Genomic DNA, 23933 nt, shown 5'->3' with positions numbered 1-23933 from the left:
CATCCGGCATTATGCCGGTTGCACCGACATTATGTTTATAATAACCGTCATCTTGTCGGCGCGCTCGGAGGCGGAAATCATGCAGGACATCGACGCGATCGACCGGACGATCCTCAGCATCCTGTCGCGGGAGGCGCGCATCCCGATGAAGTCGCTGGCGGGCAGGATCGGGCTTTCCCGAAGTGCGACGACGGAGCGCGTCACCCGCCTGGAAAAGGCGGGCATCATTCGCGGCTACCGCGCCGATATCGGCCAGCTGGAGGAGGGGCAGATCCAGGCCTTCCTGCTCGTCACGCTGCAGCGTACGCCGTCGATCGGCGTGCTTGACCGGCTCGCCGGCTTTTCTTCCGTGCGCAAGGTTTCCTCCGTCAGCGGCCAGCTCGATCTGGTCGTCGAGGTCGAGGTCGGCTCCATCAACGCGCTGAATGAACTGCGCAACGAAGTGGCGACCATGGACAACGTCGAGGATCTGACGACGTCGATCGTGCTCAGGCGGGATATCGAGCGTAGCTGATATTCCCGGGGATATCGAAAGAACCTGAGGCGTATCACCCCTCGCTCAGCATCTCCGCCTCGCCGGAGAAGCGCTCGACCAACGTACGGCGCACGCGGCCGATGTCGCGCAACGGCGGCTCGCCGAAGTGGCGGGCATATTCGCGACTGAATTGCGACTGGCTCTCGTAGCCGACCTGATGGCCGGCATCTCCGGCATCGAGACTTTCTTCCAGCATCAGCCGCCGCGCCTCCTGCAGCCGCAACTGCTTCTGGTACTGCAGCGGGCTCATTGCGGTGATCGCCTTGAAATGGTGGTGCAGCGACGAAACGCTCATCGAGACCCGGCTCGCTAGGTCGTCGATGCGCAGCGGCCGGGAATAGTGCTCCTTCAGCCAGGCGACGGCGCGGCCGACCTGATGCGGCTGGCTTTCGACTGTTGCCATCTGGCGAAGCCGGTGGCCGTGCGGGCCGGTCACCAGGCGATACAGAATTTCCTGCTCGACCAGCGGCAGCAGTGCGGGAATATCGTCGGGCCGGTCGAGTAGCCGCAAGAGCCTGAGTGCTGCATCTTCGAGGTCAGGTGTGATCTTGCTGACCGTCATGCCGCGCGGCGAGGCGGAGGCCGGCATATGCCCCTGCGCCAGAAAGTCGAGCAATGCCGGAATCTTGGCCGTATCGATCTGGAAGGCGAAGCTGAGATAAGGCTCGTCGGCCGAAGCCTTGCAGACCTGCGACAACACCGGCAGGTCGATCGACGTCAGCAGATAATCGGAAGCGCCATAGATCAGCGTCTCGTCGCCGAGTACCACGCGCTTGGCGCCCTGGACGATGATCGCAAGGCTCGGCTTGTAGGCCGCGCAATTGACGGGTGCGTCGCCGGAATGGCGATGAATGCTCAAACCTGGGATTGCGGTCTGGTGGTCGCCGTCCTTCCCGGTGATCCGGGCAATGACGTCGATCATGTCCTGTCTGGCAGTCTGTCGCGTGGCTGTCATATTCTGTGGTCTTTCCAGCGGCTTAGCATTGTGTGCGGCAATGCTCAGATAAGGCTTCGAAGCGCTATTGCCATCATATATTTTTCATTCTTGCAGGATCGGGCAAAAACTTTGCAGGATCGCGATAACGCTTTTGCCGATCGCGAACGCATAGTCCCTGCCTGCGATCTGCCGGTAACGCTCCGGTCATTTCGCATCTCCCAAAATTGAAGGACAGACTGATGGCCATTGCAAGAGGATATGCGGCGACCGACGCGTCGAAACCGCTGACGCCCTTCACCTTCGAACGTCGCGAGCCGCGCGACAACGACGTGGTGATCGACATCAAATATTGCGGCGTCTGCCACTCCGACATTCACCAGGCACGCAACGAATGGGGCAACTCGGCCTTCCCGATGGTCCCCGGCCACGAGATCGTCGGCATCGTCACCGCCGTCGGCTCCAAGGTCACCAAATTCAAGGTGGGTGACCGCGCCGGCGTCGGCTGCTTCGTCGATTCGTGCACCACCTGCGCGACACGCGACGTCGATCTGGAGCATTACATGCCAGGTCTGGTGGTGACCTATAACGGCGTCGAGGCCGACGGCAAGACAGCGACGCAGGGTGGCTACTCCGACAGCATCGTCGTCAAGGAAGGCTATGTCCTGTCGATCCCGGAAAACCTGCCGCTCGACGCGGCGGCACCGCTTTTGTGTGCCGGCATCACGCTCTATTCGCCGCTTCGTCACTGGAAGGCCGGTCCCGGCAAGAAGGTCGCGATCGTCGGCATGGGCGGTCTCGGCCATATGGGCGTCAAGATCGCCCACGCCATGGGCGCGGAGGTGACGGTGCTCAGCCAAAGCCTGTCGAAGAAGGAAGACGGGCTGAAGCTCGGTGCCGACCACTACTTCGCCACCAACGATCCGGAAACCTTCAAGACGCTTCAGGGCCAGTTCGACCTGATCATCTGCACGGTCGCAGCCGAGATCGACTGGAACGCCTATCTCAACCTGTTGAAGGTCGACGGCGATTTCGTGCTGGTCGGTATTCCGGAAAATGCCGTGCCGGTCCATGCCTTCGCGCTGGTTCCGGCCCGCCGCAGCATTTCCGGCTCGATGATCGGTTCGATCAAGGAAACCCAGGAAATGCTCGACTTCTGCGGCGCCCACAACATCGTCTCGGAGATCGAAACGATCAAGATCCAGGAGATCAACGAAGCCTACGAGCGTGTCGTCAAGAGCGACGTCCGCTACCGCTTCGTCATCGACATGGCGTCGCTCGACGCGGCGTAAGCGCGGGTTCAGGGGTGCCGTACTAAAGTGCTTGCCCCGGGATCCCATCGGCTCCCGGGGTCATTCTTATTTGGTCTCAGACGAGCGGCAGTGGCCCGTCGTTCTTGATCTCTTCCATGACAGCATAGGTGCGGGTTTCCTTGACGCCCGGCAGCGTCCACAGCACCTGGCCAAGGAAATTGCGGTAGGCCGCCATGTCCTCGAAGCGGGTCTTGACGAGATAGTCGAAGCCGCCGGCGACCATGTGACATTCGAGAACCGCCGGCGCCTGCTTGATCGCGATCGCGAACTGATCGAACACGTCGGGCGTCGTCTTGTCGAGCATGACCTCGATGAAGACGAGCAGGCCGAAGCCGAGCTTCTGCGGATCGAGACGGGCGCCGAAGCCCGAAACATACCCTTCCTTCAACAGCCGGCGCAGTCTTTCGCTTGTTGCCGTCGGTGACAGGCCGATGCGATCGGCAAGCTCCAGATTGGTGATCCGGCCATCCGCCTGCAGGATGTTGAGAATTCTACGGTCTATCTTGTCGATCTGATGCATCGTGCCGCCTCCCGCTCGCGCCTCAGGCGGCAAGTCGCGTTTCCGCGAGTTTCACCCAATAGGAAATCCCGTGCGGGATCGCTTCGTCGTTGAAGTCATAGCCCGGGTGGTGCAGCCCGGCGGTGTCGCCGTTGCCCATGAAAATGAAGGCCCCCGGGCGGGCGAGCAGCATGTAGGAGAAATCCTCGCCGCCCATCATCGGATCGAGCGACGGCCTGATATTGCCTTCGCCGGCAATTTCCGCCGCTGCCTTCAGCGCGTAGCCCGTCTCGTCCTCATGGTTGACGGTCACCGGATAGTTGCGGCTGTACCAGACATCGACGGTTGCGCCATAGACGTCGGCGATGCCTTCGGCGATCAGCCGGATGCGGGTCTCGCCGATATCGCGCACTTCGGGCTTCAGGGTGCGCACGGTGCCGCCGAGCACCGCCTCCTCCGGGATGACGTTGTGGGCAAAGCCGGCGTTGAATTTGGTGACCGAGACCACGACGGAAGCGAGCGGATCGACCGTTCTCGACGCGATTGTCTGCAATGCAGTGACGATCTGCGTGCCGATGACGATCGGGTCGATCGTCTTGTGCGGCTGGGCCGCATGGCCGCCACGGCCCTTGATGGTGATGGTGAACTCGTCGGTCGAGGCCATGATCGCGCCGACGCGGCTGCCGAAATGCCCGACGGGCATGCCAGGCATATTGTGCATGCCGTAGACTTCGGCGATGTCGAAGCGCTCCATCATGCCGTCCTTGACCATCTCGTTGCCGCCGCCGCCGCCTTCTTCTGCCGGCTGGAAGATGACCGCGACGCTGCCAGCGAAGTTGCGGGTCTCGGCCAGATATTTGGCCGCGCCGAGCAGCATGGCGGTGTGGCCGTCATGGCCGCAGGCGTGCATCTTGCCGGAAGTTTCCGACGCCCAGGACTTGCCTGATGTCTCGGTGATCGGCAGCGCATCCATGTCGGCGCGCAGGCCGATGGTGCGGCCAGCACCGAGATTGCCCTTGATCAGGCCGACGACGCCGGTCCGACCAAGGCCGGTCACGATTTCGTCAACGCCGAACTCCTTCAGTTTCATTTCGACGAAGGCTGCCGTATTTTCCACCGCGAACAGGAGCTCGGGGTTCTTGTGCAGATGACGCCGCCATTCGGTGACTTCGTTTTGCAGTTCGGCGGCGCGGTTGAGAATCGGCATGAGTTGAGTCCTGTCGGTCTGTTCGATCACATCTATCTGCGGTGGATTGGCGCAGCAGCCAACGAATGGGCTTTGCCATCTCCTCGCCATATAGGCTAAATAGCCGGACGAGACGAGGCAACAGCGGAATTTCGAGGACTATGGTGGTGACAGCAGGATTTTTCATGCGAGGCAAGGCAAGAGCAGTGGGTATCGTGGCCGGTGCCTGCGCGAGCCTTCTCATGGCTATGCCGGCGGTTGCCAATCCGCGGCTCGTCGTCGACGTCAATACGTTGAAGGTTTACGAGCATCAGGACATCTTCCAGAAATGGTATCCGGCGTCGCTGACCAAGCTGATGACGGCCTATACCACCTTCCGGGCGATCAAGTCGGGACAGTTGGCGCTGACAAGCCCTGTGGTGATGACCAAGAACGCCGCTTCGGAGCCGCCGAGCAAGATGTTCTACAAGCCCGGCCAGGCGATGACGCTCGACAGCGCGCTGAAGATGATGCTGGTGAAGTCGGCGAACGACGTGGCCGTGGCGATCGCCGAAACCGTTGGCGGTTCCGAGCCCGCCTTCATCGACAGGATGAATTCCGAAGCGCGCCGCATCGGCATGACGTCGTCGCATTTCATCAATGCCAACGGCCTGCCGGGGCCCGGCCAGTACACCACCGCGCGCGACCTTGCCGTGCTGGCGATCACGCTGAAGCGCGAGTTTCCCGAATACGCGTCCTATTTCTCGCTGGAAGGGTTCACCACCGGCAAGAAGGACTATGCGAACTACAACATGCTGATCGGCCGGTTCGAAGGCGCTGACGGCATGAAGACCGGTTTCATCTGCGCGTCCGGTTTCAACCAGGTCTCCTCGGCGACGCGTGATGGCCGCAGCGTCGTTTCCGTCGTGCTTGGCGAAGACAGCCTCGGCGCCCGTGCCGACGAATCCGCGCGCCTGCTGCAGACGGCGCTGACGACATCGGGAACAGCCAAGCCGTCGCTGGTACAGATCGCGCCTTATGGTGAAACGCGCGACCTGGTTGCCGATGTCAGCAAGCAGATCTGCTCGAAAGCGGCAGCCAAGGTGCGCAGCGAAGGGCGTGACGAAGCCGGGCGGCAGAAGCTGCTCTCGCCGTTCATCCACGAGATCGGCCGTCCGCTGAAGCTGGCCTTTGCCGGCCTCATCCCCGGCAGCGGCGACAAGCTGGCCAAGGTGGGCGCCGATCCGGCTGGCCAGGGCGATGTCGCCAATGTGCCGATCCCGGTGCCGCGGCCGAGCCTCTGATCGGAGTTTCCAATGGTTAGCCCACTGCCGGCCGTGCCGGTTTCGATCCTGACCGGTTTTCTCGGTGCGGGCAAAACGACGCTGCTGAACCGGCTTCTGAAGGACCCGGATCTCTCGGATACGGCCGTCATCATCAACGAATTCGGCGATGTCTCCATCGACCACCTGTTGGTGGAAGCCTCAAGCGACGGCGTCATCGAGCTTTCCGACGGCTGCCTGTGCTGCACGGTGCGCGGCGAGCTGGTGGATACGCTTGCCGACCTCATGGACCGGATGCAGACCGGCCGGATCAAGCCGCTGAAGCGCGTCGTCATCGAGACGACCGGACTTGCCGACCCGGCGCCGGTGCTGCAATCGGTGATCGGCAACCCGGTGATTGCCCAGAGTTTTCGTCTCGATGGCGTGGTGACTGTGGTGGATGCGGTCAACGGGCTGCAGACGCTTGCCAACCACGAGGAAGCTCTGAAGCAGGTCGCGGTCGCCGATCGCATCGTCATCAGCAAGGCGGACCTTGCCGACCAGGCACAATTGGACGAGTTACGGTTGCGACTGCGGGCGCTCAATCCGCGCGCGCCGTTCATTGATGGCGACAGTCCCGAAGCAGGGCGGGGCGCGCTCTTTGCCTGCGGCCTTTACGACCCGGCGTCGAAGATCGCCGATGTCGGCCGCTGGCTGCAGGACGAAGCCGATCATGGGCATCATCTCCACGATCAGCATCATCATGACGGCGACCACGGCCACCATCGCGATCATGATCACCACCACCACCACCACCACCACCATCATCACGATGCGACGCGCCACGGGGCGGACATCCGTTCGTTCAGCATCGTGCATGACAGGCCGATCGAGCCGATGGCGCTCGACATGTTCATCGATCTATTGCGCTCGGCCCATGGCGAGAAGCTGTTGCGGATGAAGGCGATTGTCGCAGTCTCCGACAATCCGGAGCGGCCGTTGGTCCTGCATGGCGTGCAGAATGTCTTTCACACGCCGGAGCGGCTGTCCGTCTGGCCGGATCCGGCTGATCGGCGCACGCGTATGGTGCTGATCACCAAGGGGTTGAGCGAAGCATTCGTGCGCGACCTTTTCGATGCCTTTACGGGCAAGCCACGCATTGATCGTCCCGACGCGCAGGCGCTTTCCGATAATCCTCTCGTGGTGCCTGGAATGAAATTCTAGAATTGTTTGCGTGACGCCGGCCGTCTTTTGCTGCAAATGGCGCGGGAAACGGTTAAAATCTGTAGTACTTTCGGGTGATGTTTCAGCAGGCGCATAAACATTTTTGGGCTAATATTTTGGCTTTACTTCTAACTTGCCGAAACCGCTCTGAGAATGGCGATGTTTGTGCCATGGACGCGTGGATTCACCAATCAACACGCGGTGTCAGATCTATAACTGCCTGTAAAGATTGAAGTCAACGAACCTTTGTCCGGTTTTTCCCATACGGTGCTTGTCGGCCTCTTAAATCAAAAAGGGCGAGTATTTGCGCGGTATTGTCGATGTTTAGTCCGCGGCTTTCGCCACGTCGGACCGATATTTCTGTGCTTGCCAAATTAACTAGAAGTTAGTGTCTTCTTTAAAACACTGATCTGATGAACTAGCATGTTTGTTGCGGAGGGAGAGCAACGACCATGTCGATATCAGTTGCATTTGTTGACGACCATCCGATCCTCCTGGAAGGACTGGTCAGCTTATATTCTGGAAAAAGTGACCTCGAGATCGTCGCGAAGGGCGAAAACGCGGTCGATGCTTTGAAAATAGTTGAAGAATTTTCACCTGAAGTTCTCGTGCTCGATTTGAGCATGCCCGGCGATGCCATTGCGGCTATCGAGCTGGTTACGCAAAAATACAAAGACACGCGGATCATCGTCTTCACCGCAAATTCAAGCATTGAAACCGCGATACAAGTCCTGAACTACGGGGTCTCTGGCTATGTGCTGAAGGGCAGCAGCGCCAGCGACCTGCACGAGGCCATACGCACGGTCTATGACGGTGAAACGTTCATCACGGCGGGGTTCGCGACCAAGGTCATCATGGCCATGAAGACAGCGGAAATCCGTCGGCGATCCCAGGCACAACGACGCCTGAGCCTGCGCGAAGAGCAGATCGTTCGCCATCTCATGCGTGGTAGCACCAACCGCGAAATAGCGGCCTGCCTCGATATCAGCGAAAAGACCGTCAAGCATTACATGACGGTGTTGATGCAGAAACTCGACGTCAGGAACCGTGTGGAAGTGGTGCTGGCGGCGCAGCGCCTGGATGTGTTGCCGGACGGCTCTGCCGAACGCAGCGCATCACGGCGCATCAACTAGCGCATGTCGCGCAAAGCGGTTTTGCGGTGACGACATGCTCTAGTGACGATCGAACGAGCCGCCGCTGTGATCGAGTGGCAGAACCGCTGTTACCACCGTTCCGCTCGCCCGGCGGATGGTACGCATGCGACCGCCAAATGCGCGAATGCGGCGCTTCTGCGTGATGGTGCCGAGCCCTGTGCGGCCGGTGCTGCGCACGGACACAGTCGTCGATGGTGCGGTGCCCACATCGGCCACGGTGATGAAGAGGCGGTTATGGCGCGTGCCGTAGCGCAGGTGCTGGCGGTTGCCCGGCGCATGTCGCTCGCTGTTCATCAGGGCTTCCTGGATGAAACGATAGACGCAGATGTTGAGGTGTGGATCGACCGTCTGCGAGGCGATCAGTCCGACAACATCGATCTCGCGGCCGATGACATCCACGTGCCGCCTTACCGCAAGCTGGATCGTGTCGCTGAGCGACATGTCGTCGAGCTCCGGCAGCACGAGATCGGTCGAAATGTTCCTCAGCTCCTCAAGTGCCGTCGTAACCGTACTGACCAGCTTGTCGATATCCTGCCGCCTTACCGGATCCGCTGACTGGCCGCCGATCGGTTGCGTGGCCATATCGCTCAGCCTCAGCTTCAGCAAGGTCAACAGCTGGACCGGACCATCGTGCAGATCCGTACCGATCTGGTCGAGGATCATCTCATTGAGCTTGCCGGCCTCGAGCCGCGCCGTTTCCGCAGCCCCACGCAGCCGTCGGTTCTGGTTGGAGAGTTCCAGCGCGCGTCGCAGGCTGTGGCGGATGGCGGCGTGTTGGCGATCGATGAGCAGGCTGCCGCTACGAACGATCAGGAAGAGGAGCGCCAGCATCGGGACCGAGACGAGAAGCACGATGCTGATCGTCTCCCGCCAGGCCGTCGACAGTTCGCCCACCAGGAAATCGGGGCGCTCGTAGAATTCACCGACCAACAGCACCTTGCCGGCTTCGTTTCGCACGAGCGGGGCGTAGACCTCGATGTACATGCCGCGCTGCTCGTCACCGGTGTATTCGTGTTTCTCGATCATCGTACGCGAAACGACGATCTCGCCCGCCAAGGCGCGCTGTAGCTCTTCGAAGACAACCTCCTCGTCGATCTCCTTGCCCGAAGTCGAATACATCAGGCTTCCGTCTGGCCCCCAGATCTTCAGCTCGTGGACATGCTGGCCGAGCGCGCTGGTGCCCAGCAGCTGCTTGAGTTTGTCTTCGACGAATGGCGGCAGCACGCCGCGTTTGATGTCCTCCTCGGAGATCAGCGGCGCAACAAATGTCTGGAGATAGGCAGCGCCGAGCGAGCCGACGCTATTGAAGACGGTCTTTTCCAGACGGTTCGTCGTCCAGACCGCGAGTGCGATCATCAACGCCACAACGACGAAGGAGGCAATGATGATGAACTGCACCTCAAGCCGCAGTCGCTGGAATGTCGACAGCAGGTTTCTCAAGGTTGCTGCCTGGCGCAGGTTCAGCAGGAAGGTTTGCTTGGCGGTTTCTGTGTCGTTCCCAACGGAGTCCATGAAATTTGCCCGATCACCTGCTAGTGTTTTTATGTTCCCTGTTCTTTAAAAATGCGACCGCCAATTCCGGCATCACAGGCAAAAAACGCGATAAATCGGATTTCGCACGCTGGTTGTCAGTTTGGCAGACATTCACTCTGTACGATCCTGCAAAATCTAGCGGCGACTAAGGTCCGACTCTAGGGGACCTTAGTCGGTGGTCGAACGGGCCTTTGGTCGCGAAAATCACACGACGTTATTCGTCGCGCTGACGACGGCTTCGCTGCGCGTCCAATTCTTCCACCATGGTCTCACCTGATCACCGGGGGTGGCGATAGCACCGTTCCGCTCGAGAATGACGATCCGTTGCTCATAGGGGTGGCTGGCCAGTTCGCAACCGCGGACGATATTCCGATCCATTTTGCGCTTCATCGCCCTCATCCGCTCCACTGAGGACCGCGACGACGATTGCCCTATCAACACGGCCACGCCTTTCGTCAAGGAAACCCGACCCACGGGCGCATGCGTCGCATCAGTCGCGAACGCATTACACAAGGGACGCGGTGCGGACGGTTCAAGACCAAGGACGCTGCTGTTTGGCTTCAAGCGCCCTTGCGGATCAGAAAGCGATAACCGCCGTCGGCCGGCGAGGCCGCTTCGAGGCTGTGGCCGTCTTCCCGGCAGAAATGCGGGATATCGATCACCGCCATCGGATCGGTCGTCTCGATCTCGAGCAGCGCGCCTGCAGCCATGGAGGCGATGCGTTTGCGCGCCTTCAAAACGGGAAGGGGGCACTTAAGCCCCCTGAGGTCGTAAATCGTCTTCTCTTCGCCAGGCATCAATTGCCCCAGATCTTCCAGAACGGCCGCTTCTTCGGTGGCTGCTCCACGGCAACAGGCGCTTCGGCTGCAGGCTCGACGGCGCCTTCGGCATTTGCCGATGCCACGGCGGTCGTCTCGGGCTGAACCTTTTGCTGGGCTCCAGCCGACCGTGTCTGCTTTGCCGCTGTGCCTGCCGGTTGTGTCTGCGGCTGAACGGCAGCCTGTTGCTCCGGAGCTTCGGCGACGGGTGCCGGTGCCTGTTCTGCGGGTTCGCTCCTGGAGAACAGGCTCCAGAAGGATTTCTTGGCCGGCTGCTCGACGGCTGCCTGCAGCACGGGCTGGGGGATCGGGTTGGCGGCCGGAACCGGCACATGGGTGCCACCCTGTGTCGCCTTTTCCAGTTCCTTCTTCTGGATCTCGACAGCCAGCTTGGTTTCTTCGGCTTCCTTCTGCGCGGCTAGCTTCTTTTCGAGGTCGCTTGCCTTCATCAGCTTGCCGGCATCGATCGAATTGCCGGTCGGCGCGTAGGCAAGCTCGCGGCCGGTGCGCTGCTTGGCGACGATCGCCTTGCGCTCGGCCTCGCTCGGCTCATACCAGACCATGCCGTCATACTTCTTCATGGCCTTGTCGTAGTCGAGCTTATAGCCCTTTTCGAAAGTCGACATGGCCATCTGCAAGGCAGGTGGGGTCGACATCGCCGGGCACGTGCCGCCCGGGTTGAAGGCGGCGCTGCCCTGCTGGTTGAAGACGTATTTCTTCTCGCAGACATTGATTTCCGGAGGACGCTTGGTGACTTCGAACTGATCGTAGCCGACCTTCAACATGTTCCAGAAATCGATGTTGGGATTGTTGCGATGACGCGCCATGTTCTCGGCGGTCATGCGGAAAGGAAATGCCTGCAGCTGGACGCTCTGCTGTCCGCCCTTGAAGGCGTCGCGCGCCATGGCGAAAATCTCGATCATCTGCTCGTCGGTCATCGAGTAGCAGCCGGATGACGAACAGGCGCCGTGGATCATCAGATGCGTACCCTGACGGCCGTTGGCGCGGTCATAGGTGTTGGGGTAGCCGGTGTTGATCGCCAGATAGTATTTCGAGTTGGGATTCAGCTGCTGCGGGAACAGCGGATAGAAGCCCTCCGGCGCCTGACGGTCGCCTTCTTTCACCTTCGGACCAAGTTTGCCCGACCAGGCGCAAATCTTGTAGCTCTTCAAGAGCTGGAAGCGGTTGGACGTGTTGGCCTTCCAGACTTCGAGCGTGCCTTCTTCCTTGAAGATGCGCAGCGCGATCGGGGATGTCTTCTGCATCCCGAGCTCGCTCATCTTGGCGCTCATCTTGCTCGAGAGCTGATATTCGGTCTTGTTCTTGACAGTCGAAAGATCGACCGTCGCCGTATCCAGGGCATCGTTGGTGCAGCCGGCAAGCAGCGCGGCGACAGCGGCGGTGGCTACAAGGTTTCTCAAGCGCATCGGCGAAAGCCCGTTCAAACCAAAATTCGTCAGTGAGAGCCGCGTTCGCAGAAGGGCCCTTAGGGAATCAGTAAGCCATTATACTTCACGAATTCTTAACCCTGCAGGGCACGCTGCGCACGCCGTTGTTCATGACCGTACGAATATGGCCAAGATTTGGCCACAGTCCGATTTGTGGTTGCGAATTTTCGGCGAACAATCGCGTCGGATCAGAGGTTCCGGCCGATATTCAGGTACTTCTGTCGGCGATCGGTGCGCAATTCGTCGCCGTTGCGTCCGGACAATTCCTTCAGAGCGTCGGCAATCACCGTTCCGGTGCGGGCGATCACCGATTGCGGATCGCGGTGCGCGCCACCGACAGGCTCGGGAATGATGCCGTCGATCACGCCGAGCGCCTTCAGGTCCTCTGAGGTGATCTTCATGTTGCTGGCGGCTTCCTTGGCGCGGGTCGAATCGCGCCAGAGGATCGAGGCTGCGCCTTCCGGCGAGATGACGCTGTAGATCGCATGCTCGAGCATATAGACGCGGTTGCCGGTGGCGATCGCGATTGCGCCGCCGGAGCCGCCTTCGCCGATGACGACGGTGACGATCGGCACGCGCACGTTCAGGCACATTTCCGTCGAGCGGGCGATGGCTTCCGCCTGGCCGCGTTCTTCCGCGCCGACGCCGGGATAGGCACCGGCGGTGTCGATCAGCGTGATCAGCGGCAGGCCGAAGCGGTCGGCCATTTCCATGACCCGGATCGCCTTGCGGTAGCCTTCAGGGCGCGGGCTGCCGAAGTTGTGCTTGATGCGCGACTTGGTATCGCTGCCTTTTTCCTGACCGAGGACGGCGACAGGCATGCCGCGAAAACGCGCAAGCCCGGCCTGGATGGCCTCGTCATTGCCATAGTTGCGGTCGCCGGCAAGCGACGTGAACTCGGTGAACAGTTCCGAGGCGTAATCGAGGAAATGCGGACGCGAGGGGTGGCGGGCGACCTGGGTCTTCTGCCACGGCGTCAGCTTCGAATAGATCTCGGCCATCGCATCGCGGACCCGTGTCTCGAGCCGTTCGACCTCATCCGAAGTGTTCACACTCTCGTCTTCGCCAGCGAGCTTCTTCAGTTCGAGAATCTTGCCTTCGAGGTCGGAGATAGGTTTTTCGAAATCGAGATAGTTGTGCATGAGATGCGTTTCCGATCGTTTTGCCACAAGGATCTGCCGGCCGAAACCAGCCTGCCCGGCGGTCCTAATCCTGTTTTTTCGCCTGTTTGGCAAGAGGGTGATGGTTTTGCACGAGGTCGTGCAGCCGTTCTTCCAGAACATGTGTATAGATTTGTGTCGTCGAAATGTCCGAGTGACCCAACAGTTCCTGGACGGCACGAAGGTCGGCGCCGTTGGCAAGCAGGTGGCTGGCGAAGGCATGACGCAGCACATGCGGCGAGATCGTCGCCACGCGGATGCCGGCACGCGCCGCCAGTGATTTCAGGTCGCGGGCAAAGACCTGGCGGGGGAGAAAACCTGCCTTTGCCGTTGACGGAAACAGCCACGGGCTTTCGCGCTCGCCCCTGTCGGCTTTTGCCGTTTCTTCTTCGAGGGCTGCCCCATAAAGACGCATCGCGCGGATCGCGGCCTGGGAGAGCGGCACCAGCCGCTCCTTGTTGCCCTTGCCACGGACGACGAGAAAGCGCCCGTTCTGGGCGAGCACGCTTGCGGGCAGCGACACCAGTTCGCTGACACGCATGCCGGTGGCATAAAGAAGCTCCATCAAAGCGTGCATGCGCAGCTTGGAAAGCCGCTCCGGTCCGCCTGCCGTCGCCTCGGCTTCGGTCTCGGCCCGGCCGATCAGTCGTGACACGTCGTCGATGCTCAGCGTCTTCGGCAGGCTTCTACCCTTTTTGGGCGCATCGAGTATGCCTGTCGGGTCGTCGGTGCGCAGGCCTTCTGCATAGAGGAATTTGTAGAACTGCCTGAGCGCCGACAGCCTGCGCGCCTGCGAGGACGGCTTGAAGCCTTGGCCCGCCAGATGGGCGAGATAATGCCGGAGATCGTCGGTCGCCGCACTCGTCAGCCCCGTTCCGCGGCCGCGCATGTGGGACAAGGCGTCTTCCAGATCGCGCTCGTAGGATTGCAGCGTATTGACGGCGGCGCCGCGTTCGGCGCTCATCATTTCGAGGAAGGCCTCGACGTGTGCCGCGGAAAGATCGCTCATTGTGTCTTGTTGACCCGTTCGGATGGGATCTTCACGGTCACGTTGCGCTCGACCGGCTCGACGAAGGTGACGAGCGCGATCATCGTGCCGTAGATCAGCCCGGCGATGACGCCGCAGAAGAACAGGAACCGGAAGAGGGTGGGCATTTCAGTTTCCTCCGCAGGATCCCTTAAACCGGAACGAATTTAAGGATAAAATCATGCAGCCGTTGAATGTGCTGGGGCAACCGTGTGCGCGCTGGACCGGACGCGCCGCACTTTGGTAGATGCCCGATCTATATGAACGCCCCTTTCGCCAAGTTCAAGAAGCATGCACGGACGCGCGCGACGGCTTGACGCTCCACCCCGATTTGTCGATACCGGAAGGGAATGGGGAATAAGAAGTCCAATGAACGACGTGATCGAACCGGTTTCCGCGACGCTTGCCGAACGGGCGAAGCTTGCGCTCGGTAAACGCAATCTCGTTTTCATCGGCCTGATGGGCGCCGGAAAATCCGCGATCGGCCGGTTGGCGGCGCAGGCGCTCGGCATTCCCTTCGTCGATTCCGACCACGAGATCGAGCGCGTCTCGCGCATGACGATCAGCGATCTCTTTGCCCGCTACGGCGAGGACGAATTTCGGGCGCTGGAAGCACGTGTGTTGAAACGCCTGCTGCGCACCGGCCCCCGTGTCGTTTCCACCGGCGGCGGCGCCTATATCAACGAGCGATCGCGCCGCCAGATCAAGCGCGGCGGCTTGACGATCTGGCTCAATGCCGAATTGGACGTGCTCTGGGAGCGGGTCAACAAGCGCGACACACGTCCTCTGTTGAAGACCGAGAACCCCAAGCAGACGCTCGAAAACCTGATGCGCGCCCGCTACCCGATCTACGCCGAAGCCGATCTGACGGTGATGTCGCGCGATGTGAGCAAGGAGACGATGGTGGAGGACGTTCTCACCGCCGTCATAGATTTCCGGAAAGTGCCAAATGATGAATAGCCATGTGATGCCTGCTGCCGAGCGCAAGGTTCGCGTCGATCTCGGTGATCGTTCCTATGACATTCTGATCGGTCCGGGGCTGATCGCTGCTGCCGGCAACGAGATCGCCTCGCGCCTCAAGGGGCGCAAGGTGGCCGTCATCACCGACGAAAACGTCGGTCCGCGCTATCTCGAACCGCTGATGGCGAGCCTGAAGCAGAGAGACATCGAAGCCGTGTCGCTGGTGTTGCCGGCGGGCGAAAAGACCAAGAGTTTCGAGCATCTCATTCCCGCCTGCGAAGCCATACTCGGTGCACGGATCGAGCGCAACGACGCGGTGATCGCGCTTGGCGGCGGTGTCATCGGCGACCTGACCGGCTTTGCGGCCGGTATCGTGCGTCGCGGCTCGCGCTTCATCCAGATCCCGACATCGCTGCTGGCGCAGGTCGATTCCTCGGTCGGCGGCAAGACCGGTATCAATTCGCCGCACGGCAAGAACCTGATCGGCGTTTTCCACCAGCCGGATCTGGTGCTTGCCGACACGGATGTGCTCGACACGCTGAGCCCGCGCGAATTCCGCGCCGGCTATGCCGAGGTTGCGAAATACGGGCTGATCGACAAGCCGGACTTCTTCGCCTGGCTGGAGAAAAACTGGCAGGCGGTGTTTTCCGGCGGGGCTGCGCGCATCGAGGCAATCGCAGTGAGCTGCCAGGCCAAGGCCGATGTCGTGGCGGCGGACGAGCGCGAGAACGGTTTGCGTGCACTGCTCAACCTCGGCCACACCTTCGGCCACGCGCTGGAAGCCGCCACCGAATACGACAGCGCCCGCCTGGTGCATGGCGAGGGCGTGGCGATCGGCATGGTGCTGGCGCATCAATTCTCGACGCGCATGAACCTTGCGAGCGCCGATGATGCGAGCCGGGTCGAAACGCACTTGAGAGCCGTCGGCCTGCCGACGCGCATGACCGAAATCCCCGGTAGCCTGCCGCCGGCTGAAAAGCTGATGGACGCGATTGCCCAGGACAAGAAGGTCAAGGGCGGCAAGCTCACCTTCATCCTGACCCGGGGCATCGGCCAGTCCTTCGTCGCCGACGATGTGCCGGCCTCCGAGGTCCTGAGCTTCCTGAGGGAAAAGCACCCGCAATGACCGGCGAAGCATTCCTGGCATTTCTCGGCGAATACTGGCTGTCGATTGCCGCGGTCTTCTGCCTGCTATTGTTTTCCGCTTTCTTTTCGGGCTCCGAAACGGCTCTGACTGCGGCTTCGCGCTCGCGCATGCATTCGCTTGAGAACAATGGCGACGAGCGGGCGGGTATCGTCAATCGCCTGATCGAGCGCCGCGATCGGCTGATCGGCGCGCTTTTGATCGGCAACAACCTCGTCAACATTCTCGCCTCGTCCTTGACGACGAGCCTGTTGATCGGCCTGCTCGGCAATTCGGGCGTGGCGATCGCCACGGTCGTCATGACCGTGCTGTTGGTAATTTTTTCCGAAGTGCTGCCGAAGAGTTGGGCGATTGCGTCGCCGGATCGCTTTGCACTTGCCGTCGCGCCGCTGGTTCGCCCCTTCGTCGCCGTGGCCGGGCCGCTGTCGAGCCTTGTCAACGGCATCGTGCGGCGCATCCTGTTTCTCTTCGGCGTCAACCTTTCGTCCGACATGTCGATGCTTTCGGCGCATGACGAGCTGCGCGGCGCAGTCGACCTGCTGCACCGCGAAGGCTCGGTCATCAAGGCCGACCGGGATCGGCTCGGCGGCGTGCTCGATCTCGGGGAACTCGAGATTTCCGACATCATGATCCACCGCACCAATATGCGGGCGATCAACGCCGACGATCCGCCTGAAATCTGCGTGCGCGATATCCTGCAGAGCCCGTTCACGCGCCTGCCGCTGTGGCGGAGCTCCACCGACAACATCATCGGGGTGGTGCATTCGAAAGATCTGCTGCGCGCGCTTGCCGAGCCGGATGTCGAGCCGGAAAACCTCGACATCGTCAAGATCGCGCAGAAACCCTGGTTCGTCCCCGACACGACCAACCTCAAGGACCAGCTCAACGCCTTCCTGCGCCGCAAGCTGCATCTTGCTATCGTCGTCGACGAATACGGTCAGGTTCAGGGACTGGTGACGCTGGAGGATATTCTGGAGGAGATCGTCGGTGATATCGCCGACGAGCACGATCTCGATATCCAGGGTGTTCGCCAGGAGGCAGACGGGTCCATCGTGGTCGACGGCTCGGTGCCGATCCGTGACCTCAACCGTGCGCTCGACTGGTCACTGCCGGATGAGGAAGCGACGACGGTCGCCGGTTTGGTGATCCACGAGTCGAAAAGCATCCCGGAGGAGCGCCAGGCCTTCACCTTCCATGGCAAGCGCTTCATCGTGATGAAGCGGGTGAAGAACCGGATCACGAAACTCAGGATCCGCCCGGCCGAGGACCAGACGCCGATCGGCTGATGCCTACCAGCGCGTCGGCTCACCGGGGGCTGCAGGCTCGACGGCCAGCGCGTGCAGGCCGGCGTCGAGTTCGGGCTTCAACAGGTCGTTGATGGCGCGATGGCGCGCCACTCGGCTCATGCCGGCAAAGGCGTCGGCAACGATGCGGACCCGCATGTGGGTTTCGCCGCCGCCGTCGAAATCAGGTTGATGACCCGCATGCAGGTGGCTCTCGTTGATCACGGCCAGCCGTTCGGGGTGGAAGGCTTCGGTCAATTTCTGTTCGATCGTGTCCCGCAGCGACATTCTTCCGTCCCATTTCCTTGGTTGCTGGATGCCCTTATGTTGGTCGGGTCCGGCAGCGCGGCCTAGGCGGCGCAAAATGCCCGCACAAAGCCAGCAACATTCCGCTTTGTCAATTCTTGTTGTGGCCCCGGCCAACCCCCATAATGAGCGCCATGAGACTCGATTCAAAATACTTCGATCGCATTCGGACACGGCGCAAGGTCGAGCCGCGCGCAGAGCCGGCCGCCCCCACCTGTCAGTGGGACGGCTGCGACAAGAAGGGCGTTCATCGCGCACCCGTCGGCCGCAACGCCGAGGGGCAGTATTTCATGTTCTGCTTCGAGCATGTGAAGGAATACAACAAGGGCTACAACTACTTCTCCGGTCTGTCCGACAGCGAAGTCGCGCGCTATCAGAAGGAAGCGGTGACCGGGCATCGTCCGACTTGGACGGTCGGCGTCAACAAGAATGCCAAGAATAGTCCGACCCAATCGCAGACCCGTTCGGGCTCTGCCGGGGCGCAGGCGCGCATGCGCGATCCCTTCGGGTTCGTCAGTGAGGCAAAAGCGCGCGCCGGCCGTCCTGAGCCGCGCCAGCGCAAGCTGAAGACGCTCGAAGCCAAGGCCTATGAAACGCTCGGCCTTAGCGCTTCGGCGACAGCCAGCGATATCAAGGCGGCCTACAAGGATCTGGTCAAGAAACACCACCCTGATGCCAATGGCGGGGACAGGGGATCGGAGGAGCGTTTTCGCGCAGTAATTCAAGCCTACCAATTGTTAAAACAGGCTGGTTTCTGCTAACAACGCGGATTATTACAGAAGCACTTTTGCAGGCGAATGCGCGGGTGCCGTCCGGTGGCCGCTCTGGAGACATGATGAGCAAGATTGACCTCGACATTTCCAACCTTCCCGACACAACCGTCTCGGTTCGGGACGTTTTCGGCATTGACACGGATTTGCGCGTTCCCGCCTACTCGAAGGCCGACGCCTACGTGCCGGATCTCGATCCGGACTACCTCTTCGACCGCGAAACCACGCTCGCCATTCTCGCAGGCTTTGCCCATAACCGACGCGTGATGGTCTCGGGTTATCACGGAACCGGTAAGTCCACCCACATCGAGCAGGTCGCAGCGCGCCTCAACTGGCCGTGCGTGCGCGTCAACCTCGACAGCCATGTCAGCCGTATCGACCTCGTCGGCAAGGACGCGATCGTCGTCAAGGACGGCCTGCAGGTCACCGAGTTCAAGGACGGCATCCTTCCCTGGGCCTACCAGCACAACGTCGCGCTCGTCTTCGACGAATACGATGCCGGCCGCCCGGACGTGATGTTCGTCATTCAGCGCGTGCTGGAATCCTCCGGCCGCCTGACGCTGCTCGACCAGAGCCGCGTCATTCGTCCGCACCCGGCATTCCGCCTGTTTGCAACCGCCAACACGGTCGGTCTCGGCGATACCACCGGCCTCTACCATGGCACGCAGCAGATCAACCAGGCGCAGATGGACCGTTGGTCGATCGTGACGACGCTCAACTACCTGCCGCATGACAAGGAAGTCGATATCGTCGCCGCCAAGGTCAAGGGCTTTACCGCCGACAAGGGCCGCGAGACGGTATCGAAGATGGTGCGCGTTGCCGATCTTACCCGCGCCGCCTTCATCAATGGCGACCTGTCGACGGTCATGAGCCCGCGTACGGTCATCACCTGGGCCGAGAACGCCTATATCTTCGGCGATATCGCCTTTGCCTTCCGCGTGACCTTCCTCAACAAGTGCGACGAGCTGGAGCGGGCGCTTGTCGCCGAGCATTATCAGCGCGCTTTCGGCATCGAGCTGAAGGAAAGCGCTGCCAACATCGTGCTTGAAGCCACCGCCTGATCCATCGTCCGTCTTTCCCCGGGAAAGGCGGACTTGTGACCCTGTGGCAAACTCGATGATGCCCCACCAGGCATCATCGCATCTGGCTGAAGAAGGAACTGTCGTGAGCTCGAACTCCAAGGCAAAGCCGACCACGCGCGAAAATGCAGCCGAACCGTTCAAGCGGGCGCTTTCCGGCTGCATCCGATCGATCGCGGGCGATGCCGAGGTCGAGGTGGCTTTTGCCAACGAGCGACCGGGCATAACAGGCGAACGCATCCGTCTGCCCGAAATCTCCAAGCGGCCGACGCGGCAGGAACTTGCCGTGACGCGCGGTCTCGGCGACAGCATGGCGCTGCGCAAGGCCTGTCATGACGCACGCGTCCACGCGACGATGTCGCCGCAGGGCGCCGACGCGCGGGTGATCTTCGATGCCGTCGAGCAAGCTCGTGTCGAGGCGATCGGCTCGCTGCGCATGGAAGGCGTTGCCAAGAACCTGAGCTCGATGCTCGAAGAGAAATATTCCAAGGCCAATTTCGGCGCGATCAGCAAGCAGGCCGATGCACCGCTCGGCGAGGCTGTTGCTTTGCTGGTGCGCGAGAAGCTGACCGGCGAGAAGCCGCCGGCATCCGCCGGTAAGGTGCTCGATCTCTGGCGCGACTTCATCGAGGAGAAGGCTGCCGGCGACATCAAGAATCTGTCGTCGACGCTCAACGACCAGCAGGCTTTCGCCCGCGTCGTGCGCGATATGCTGACATCGATGGATGTTGCCGAGAAATACGGCGACGACGACATCGAGCCGGACGAGCAGGAAAGCGAGACCGACGAGGATCAGCCGCGCAGCCAGGAGCAGGACGAAAACGCCAGCGACGAGGAAGCCGGCGACGATGCGGCCCCTGCCGACGAAAACCAGGCTGCTGAAGAGCAGATGGAAGAAGGCGAGATGGACGGCGCGGAGATCTCCGACGACGACCTGCAGGACGAGGGTGACGAGGACAGCGAGACGCCCGGCGAGGTCAAGCGCCCGAACCAGCCGTTTGCCGACTTCAACGAGAAAGTCGACTACACCGTCTTCACCCGCGAGTTCGACGAGACCATCGCCTCGGAAGAGCTCTGCGACGAGGCGGAACTCGACCGGCTGCGCGCGTTCCTCGACAAGCAGCTCTCGCACCTTCAAGGTGCCGTCGGGCGGCTTGCAAACCGGCTACAGCGCCGCCTGATGGCGCAGCAGAACCGCTCTTGGGAGTTCGACCTGGAAGAGGGCTATCTCGACACTGCGCGCCTGCAGCGCATCGTCATCGATCCGATGCAGCCGCTGTCGTTCAAGCGCGAGAAGGATACCAATTTCCGCGATACGGTCGTGACCCTCCTGATCGACAATTCCGGCTCCATGCGCGGCCGGCCGATCACGGTTGCCGCGACCTGCGCCGACATCCTTGCGCGCACGCTGGAGCGCTGCGGCGTCAAGGTCGAGATCCTTGGCTTTACCACCAAGGCGTGGAAGGGCGGGCAATCGCGTGAGAAGTGGCTGGCCGGTGGCAAGCCACAATCGCCGGGCCGCCTCAACGATCTGCGCCATATCATCTACAAGTCGGCCGATGCGCCGTGGCGGCGTGCACGCCGCAATCTCGGCCTGATGATGCGCGAGGGCTTGCTCAAGGAAAACATCGACGGCGAGGCGCTGATCTGGGCGCATGAGCGCCTGATGGCGCGGCGCGAGCAGCGCCGCATCCTGATGATGATTTCCGATGGCGCGCCGGTCGACGACTCGACGCTGTCGGTCAATCCGGGCAACTATCTCGAACGGCACCTGCGTGCCGTGATCGAGCAGATCGAGACGCGCTCGCCGGTCGAGCTTTTGGCAATCGGCATCGGTCACGACGTAACGCGCTATTATCGCCGCGCCGTGACCATCGTCGATGCGGATGAACTGGCCGGCGCGATGACCGAGCAGCTCGCCGATCTGTTCGAAGACGAAAGCATGCGCCGCCGTCCGGGGCGCATGCGCCGCGCTAGCTAATCTTTCGCGAAACCGGGGCGACCGTCTGTCGCCCCGTTCATCCCCTAGGCCGCTGCCGCGGTTGCCATCTCCTCCCCGCCTATTCTGCCCGCCCGAAGGAACTCCCCCAGATGCTTGGCCGCGGTCTCCTCGTTCTTTCCCTGTTGGCCTCGACCGGCGTGGCTTTGGCCGCCGGCGGCAGCGAGACGCTGCCCATTCGCAGCCGGCAGATAGACCCATTCAAGGTCGGCTCCAACCAGACGCGGTTCGGTCAGCTGGAATTCATCGGCGGCCTGGAGATGACGTCTTCCAATGCGCTGTTCGGCGCCGTATCCGCGATCCGATTCCGGCCGGATGGCACCTCCTTCGTCGCCGTCATGGATACGGGGCATTGGCTCGAAGGGGCGGTGATCCGTGATGCGAACGGCAGGCTTTCCGGTCTCACGGACCTGACGGCAACACCGATGGCGGACAGGAGCGGCGCGGTCGGGCTGGAGAAATGGAAGGTGGATTCCGAAGGTCTGGCACTGCGCGAGGGCGAGGTGATCGTCAGCTACGAGCAGGCCCACCGCATCGATATCTACCCGGATCCGGGTTTCTCGACTTCGGGGCCGGTCGGCAGCATGCCGCTGCCATTTCCAACAACCGAGCTGCGCAACAATGGCGGGCTTGAGACCGTGGCGATTTCGCCGAAGGATGGCCCGCTCGGCGGCGCTGCCGTCACCGTGTCCGAGCGCAGCGTCGACAAGGCGGACAATCTTCTGGCAGGCATTCTCGATGGCCCGATGAAGGGCGCCTTTGCCGTTACCCGTACCGATCCCTACGCCGTTACCGACGGCGCTTTCCTGCCCGATGGCGACCTTCTGCTGCTGGAACGTCGGTTCAACTTCGCCTCCGGTCTCGGCATGCGCATCCGCCGCATTCCGGGAGCCAGCATTCGGCCTGGCGCCGTGGTCGACGGCGACGTCATTCTCGAAGCCGACATGGGCTATCAGATCGACAACATGGAGGGCCTCGACGTGGTCGCTGGCGCCAGTGGCGATGTCCGCGTCATCGTCATCTCCGATGACAACCACTCGATCCTCGAGCGCAATCTGATGCTGGAATTCCGCCTGATCAAATGAAAACGGGGCCATTCGGCCCCGTCATCAATCACTTGTTCTGCTGCTGCATGTTTCCTGAAATCGTATTCGATTTAAGGATCAAAACATGCAGCAATTCAAAGTGCTACAGCGACCTTTGCGCGTCTATAAGACGCGCGGCGCTGTAGTATCAGGCTGTCGCCTTGCCTGATGGCATCGGCTTGATCACGCTCATCAGCGCGCCGTAGGGCAAAAGCATGATGATGCCGCAGAGGATCTTCACCGTCAGGTCGCCGAGCGCCCAGGAGATCCAGCGCGGAGCCTCGGTCGCAAGGATGCCGAGCAGCGGTGCTGTCTCCAGCGCAAAGCTGTCATTCGGCCCAAAGAACACGAAGAACGGCGCAAAGGCGAAGGAGAAGAACATGGCCGTGTCGAGCGCCGAGCCGATCAGCGAGCCTGCCAGCGGCGCATGCCACCAGCTCTGGCGGCGGAGCTTGTTGAACACGGAGATATCAAGCAGCTGGCCGAACAGGAAGGCGGAGCCGGAAGCGATGGCGATGCGCGGCGTCGCTGCGAAGAAGGACAGAACGATCGCCACGAGGAAGCCGACAACGACGACACGACGCGCAATGCGCGGGCCGAAATGGCGGTTGGTCAGGTCGGTGACGAGGAACGCGAAGGGATAGCTGAAGGCACCCCAGGTCAGGAGGTCGCCGAGCTGCATGCCGGCGATCGAGCCCGGCAGCGGATACTGAACGAGGAAGTTTGAGGCCACGACCACCAAGGTCATGAACGCGACATAGATGAAGAACGTGCGGTTGATCAGCATTTTTTTATCCTGGGAGATGCCACCAGTTGAGCGGAAGCCAGGCTTGAACGCCGGGCCGATGAAAATCTGCAAATTAAACACGAGAAAAAGGCTTGCCGGATAAACCCGCAAGCCTTTTTAAAGTCGTGTCGAAGACAGACGCTGGCGCTGATTAAGCGGCAGCGGCTTCAGCGTTCTTCTTGACGATCTGACGGCGCAGCAGGCGAGCGCGCATGCTCAGCTCGTTCTCGTCGGCCTTCACGAGGAAAGCGTCAAGACCACCGCGGTGTTCAACCGAGCGGAGAGCCGCTGCGGAAACGCGCAGGCGGAAGCGCTGGCCGAGAGCATCGGAAATCAGCGTGACGTTGCACAGGTTCGGAAGGAACTTGCGCTTGGTCTTGTTGTTGGCGTGGCTGACATTGTTGCCCGACTGGACGCCCTTGCCGGTCAATTCGCAACTACGGGACAT

25 protein-coding genes are annotated in these 23933 nt (G+C 61.2%); 12 read left to right on the top strand and 13 right to left on the bottom strand.

The features are described from left to right. The first annotated feature begins 31 nt into the window (after nt 1-31). The gene (locus C6558_RS29215) at nt 32-514 is read left to right on the top strand and encodes an Lrp/AsnC family transcriptional regulator (protein ID WP_051509126.1); all 483 of its coding nucleotides are present in this window, start codon (nt 32-34) and stop codon (nt 512-514) included. 34 nt (nt 515-548) lie between these two features. Here C6558_RS29215 and C6558_RS29210 read toward each other — a convergent pair whose 3' ends face one another. Further along, nucleotides 549-1490: an AraC family transcriptional regulator gene (locus tag C6558_RS29210; protein ID WP_025424676.1), complete on the bottom strand. Its 942-nt coding sequence runs from the start codon at nt 1488-1490 to the stop codon at nt 549-551. Between the two features lie 221 nt (nt 1491-1711). Here C6558_RS29210 and C6558_RS29205 point away from each other — a divergent pair, with 221 nt between their 5' ends. Beyond that, nucleotides 1712-2761 (top strand): NAD(P)-dependent alcohol dehydrogenase, encoded by a 1050-nt coding sequence (locus C6558_RS29205; RefSeq protein ID WP_025424675.1) that lies wholly within the window; start codon nt 1712-1714, stop codon nt 2759-2761. Nucleotides 2762-2837: 76 nt separating this feature from the next. Here the strand turns inward: C6558_RS29205 and C6558_RS29200 are convergent, their stop codons facing one another. After that, a complete protein-coding gene (locus C6558_RS29200) occupies nt 2838-3302 on the bottom strand; it encodes an Lrp/AsnC ligand binding domain-containing protein (protein WP_025424674.1) in 465 nt (154 codons plus the stop codon). 22 nt (nt 3303-3324) lie between these two features. After that, on the bottom strand, nt 3325-4488 hold the full coding sequence (locus C6558_RS29195; RefSeq protein ID WP_025424673.1) for a M20 aminoacylase family protein: 1164 nt from the start codon (nt 4486-4488) through the stop codon (nt 3325-3327). Between the two features lie 191 nt (nt 4489-4679). On the opposite strand from C6558_RS29195, the gene C6558_RS29190 reads away from it, so the two are divergent. From C6558_RS29190 to C6558_RS29180, 3 genes are all read left to right on the top strand, one after another. Beyond that, nucleotides 4680-5750 carry a D-alanyl-D-alanine carboxypeptidase family protein gene (locus tag C6558_RS29190; protein ID WP_025424672.1) on the top strand — a complete coding sequence of 357 codons (1071 nt, stop codon included), beginning with the start codon at nt 4680-4682 and terminating at the stop codon, nt 5748-5750. Nucleotides 5751-5762: 12 nt separating this feature from the next. Beyond that, nucleotides 5763-6932 carry a GTP-binding protein gene (locus C6558_RS29185; protein WP_057217891.1) on the top strand — a complete coding sequence of 390 codons (1170 nt, stop codon included), beginning with the start codon at nt 5763-5765 and terminating at the stop codon, nt 6930-6932. Between the two features lie 452 nt (nt 6933-7384). Then, nucleotides 7385-8065, top strand: coding sequence for a response regulator transcription factor (locus C6558_RS29180; RefSeq protein ID WP_025424670.1), 681 nt, complete (start codon nt 7385-7387; stop codon nt 8063-8065). A gap of 39 nt (nt 8066-8104) precedes the next feature. Here C6558_RS29180 and C6558_RS29175 read toward each other — a convergent pair whose 3' ends face one another. The 7 genes from C6558_RS29175 to C6558_RS29145 all read right to left on the bottom strand — a co-directional run bounded on the left by C6558_RS29175 (nt 8105) and on the right by C6558_RS29145 (nt 14200). After that, nucleotides 8105-9598, bottom strand: a complete 1494-nt coding sequence (locus C6558_RS29175; protein ID WP_025424669.1) for a sensor histidine kinase — start codon at nt 9596-9598, stop codon at nt 8105-8107. Between the two features lie 225 nt (nt 9599-9823). Beyond that, nucleotides 9824-10009 (bottom strand): hypothetical protein, encoded by a 186-nt coding sequence (locus C6558_RS29170; RefSeq protein ID WP_025424668.1) that lies wholly within the window; start codon nt 10007-10009, stop codon nt 9824-9826. Nucleotides 10010-10179: 170 nt separating this feature from the next. After that, a complete protein-coding gene (locus C6558_RS29165; protein ID WP_025424667.1) occupies nt 10180-10416 on the bottom strand; it encodes a sulfurtransferase TusA family protein in 237 nt (78 codons plus the stop codon). After that, on the bottom strand, nt 10416-11864 hold the full coding sequence (locus C6558_RS29160; RefSeq protein ID WP_025424666.1) for a murein L,D-transpeptidase family protein: 1449 nt from the start codon (nt 11862-11864) through the stop codon (nt 10416-10418). The genes C6558_RS29165 and C6558_RS29160 overlap by 1 nt, the downstream gene beginning before the upstream one ends. Before the next feature lie 209 nt (nt 11865-12073). Continuing rightward, nucleotides 12074-13027 carry an acetyl-CoA carboxylase carboxyltransferase subunit alpha gene (locus C6558_RS29155; protein ID WP_025424665.1) on the bottom strand — a complete coding sequence of 318 codons (954 nt, stop codon included), beginning with the start codon at nt 13025-13027 and terminating at the stop codon, nt 12074-12076. 64 nt (nt 13028-13091) lie between these two features. Then, entirely contained in the window at nt 13092-14054 is a 963-nt protein-coding gene (gene xerD, locus C6558_RS29150; protein ID WP_025424664.1) for a site-specific tyrosine recombinase XerD, read from the bottom strand. Further along, the gene (locus C6558_RS29145) at nt 14051-14200 is read right to left on the bottom strand and encodes a hypothetical protein (protein WP_025424663.1); all 150 of its coding nucleotides are present in this window, start codon (nt 14198-14200) and stop codon (nt 14051-14053) included. The genes xerD and C6558_RS29145 overlap by 4 nt, the downstream gene beginning before the upstream one ends. 241 nt (nt 14201-14441) lie before the next feature. Between C6558_RS29145 and C6558_RS29140 the strand changes: the two genes are divergently transcribed. Genes C6558_RS29140 through C6558_RS29130 form a run of 3 tightly spaced genes read left to right on the top strand, consistent with a single transcriptional unit; the run spans nt 14442 to nt 17462 of the window. Next, nucleotides 14442-15032, top strand: coding sequence for a shikimate kinase (locus C6558_RS29140; protein WP_025424662.1), 591 nt, complete (start codon nt 14442-14444; stop codon nt 15030-15032). Beyond that, nucleotides 15025-16158, top strand: a complete 1134-nt coding sequence (gene aroB, locus C6558_RS29135) for a 3-dehydroquinate synthase (protein WP_025424661.1) — start codon at nt 15025-15027, stop codon at nt 16156-16158. Before C6558_RS29140 ends, aroB begins: the two co-directional genes overlap by 8 nt. Further along, entirely contained in the window at nt 16155-17462 is a 1308-nt protein-coding gene (locus C6558_RS29130) for an HlyC/CorC family transporter (RefSeq protein ID WP_025424660.1), read from the top strand. The genes aroB and C6558_RS29130 overlap by 4 nt, the downstream gene beginning before the upstream one ends. Before the next feature lie 3 nt (nt 17463-17465). Here the strand turns inward: C6558_RS29130 and C6558_RS29125 are convergent, their stop codons facing one another. Beyond that, the gene (locus tag C6558_RS29125) at nt 17466-17747 is read right to left on the bottom strand and encodes a BolA family transcriptional regulator (RefSeq protein WP_025424659.1); all 282 of its coding nucleotides are present in this window, start codon (nt 17745-17747) and stop codon (nt 17466-17468) included. 143 nt (nt 17748-17890) lie between these two features. Here C6558_RS29125 and C6558_RS29120 point away from each other — a divergent pair, with 143 nt between their 5' ends. The 4 genes from C6558_RS29120 (at nt 17891) to C6558_RS29105 (ending at nt 22698) form a co-directional block, all read left to right on the top strand. Next, nucleotides 17891-18526 carry a J domain-containing protein gene (locus C6558_RS29120; RefSeq protein WP_025424658.1) on the top strand — a complete coding sequence of 212 codons (636 nt, stop codon included), beginning with the start codon at nt 17891-17893 and terminating at the stop codon, nt 18524-18526. A gap of 74 nt (nt 18527-18600) precedes the next feature. After that, entirely contained in the window at nt 18601-19596 is a 996-nt protein-coding gene (gene cobS, locus C6558_RS29115; RefSeq protein WP_025424657.1) for a cobaltochelatase subunit CobS, read from the top strand. A 103-nt stretch (nt 19597-19699) separates the two neighbouring features. Then, complete coding sequence (gene cobT, locus C6558_RS29110; RefSeq protein ID WP_025424656.1) at nt 19700-21595, top strand: cobaltochelatase subunit CobT; 1896 nt, start codon at nt 19700-19702, stop codon at nt 21593-21595. 110 nt (nt 21596-21705) lie between these two features. Beyond that, nucleotides 21706-22698: an esterase-like activity of phytase family protein gene (locus C6558_RS29105; protein ID WP_025424655.1), complete on the top strand. Its 993-nt coding sequence runs from the start codon at nt 21706-21708 to the stop codon at nt 22696-22698. Nucleotides 22699-22846: 148 nt separating this feature from the next. On the opposite strand, the gene C6558_RS29100 is transcribed toward C6558_RS29105, so the two are convergent. Next, a complete protein-coding gene (locus C6558_RS29100) occupies nt 22847-23485 on the bottom strand; it encodes a queuosine precursor transporter (RefSeq protein ID WP_025424654.1) in 639 nt (212 codons plus the stop codon). A gap of 151 nt (nt 23486-23636) precedes the next feature. After that, nucleotides 23637-23933 carry a 50S ribosomal protein L28 gene (gene rpmB / locus C6558_RS29095; RefSeq protein ID WP_025424653.1) on the bottom strand — a complete coding sequence of 99 codons (297 nt, stop codon included), beginning with the start codon at nt 23931-23933 and terminating at the stop codon, nt 23637-23639.

Origin of the sequence: Ensifer sp. NM-2 (genome assembly GCF_003024455.1) — a bacterium.
In the GTDB taxonomy this organism is placed as follows: Bacteria; Pseudomonadota; Alphaproteobacteria; order Rhizobiales; family Rhizobiaceae; genus Ensifer; species Ensifer canadensis.
The sequence above is the reverse complement of the archived record's forward strand: the minus strand, read 5'-3'. Positions and strand labels throughout refer to the sequence as shown.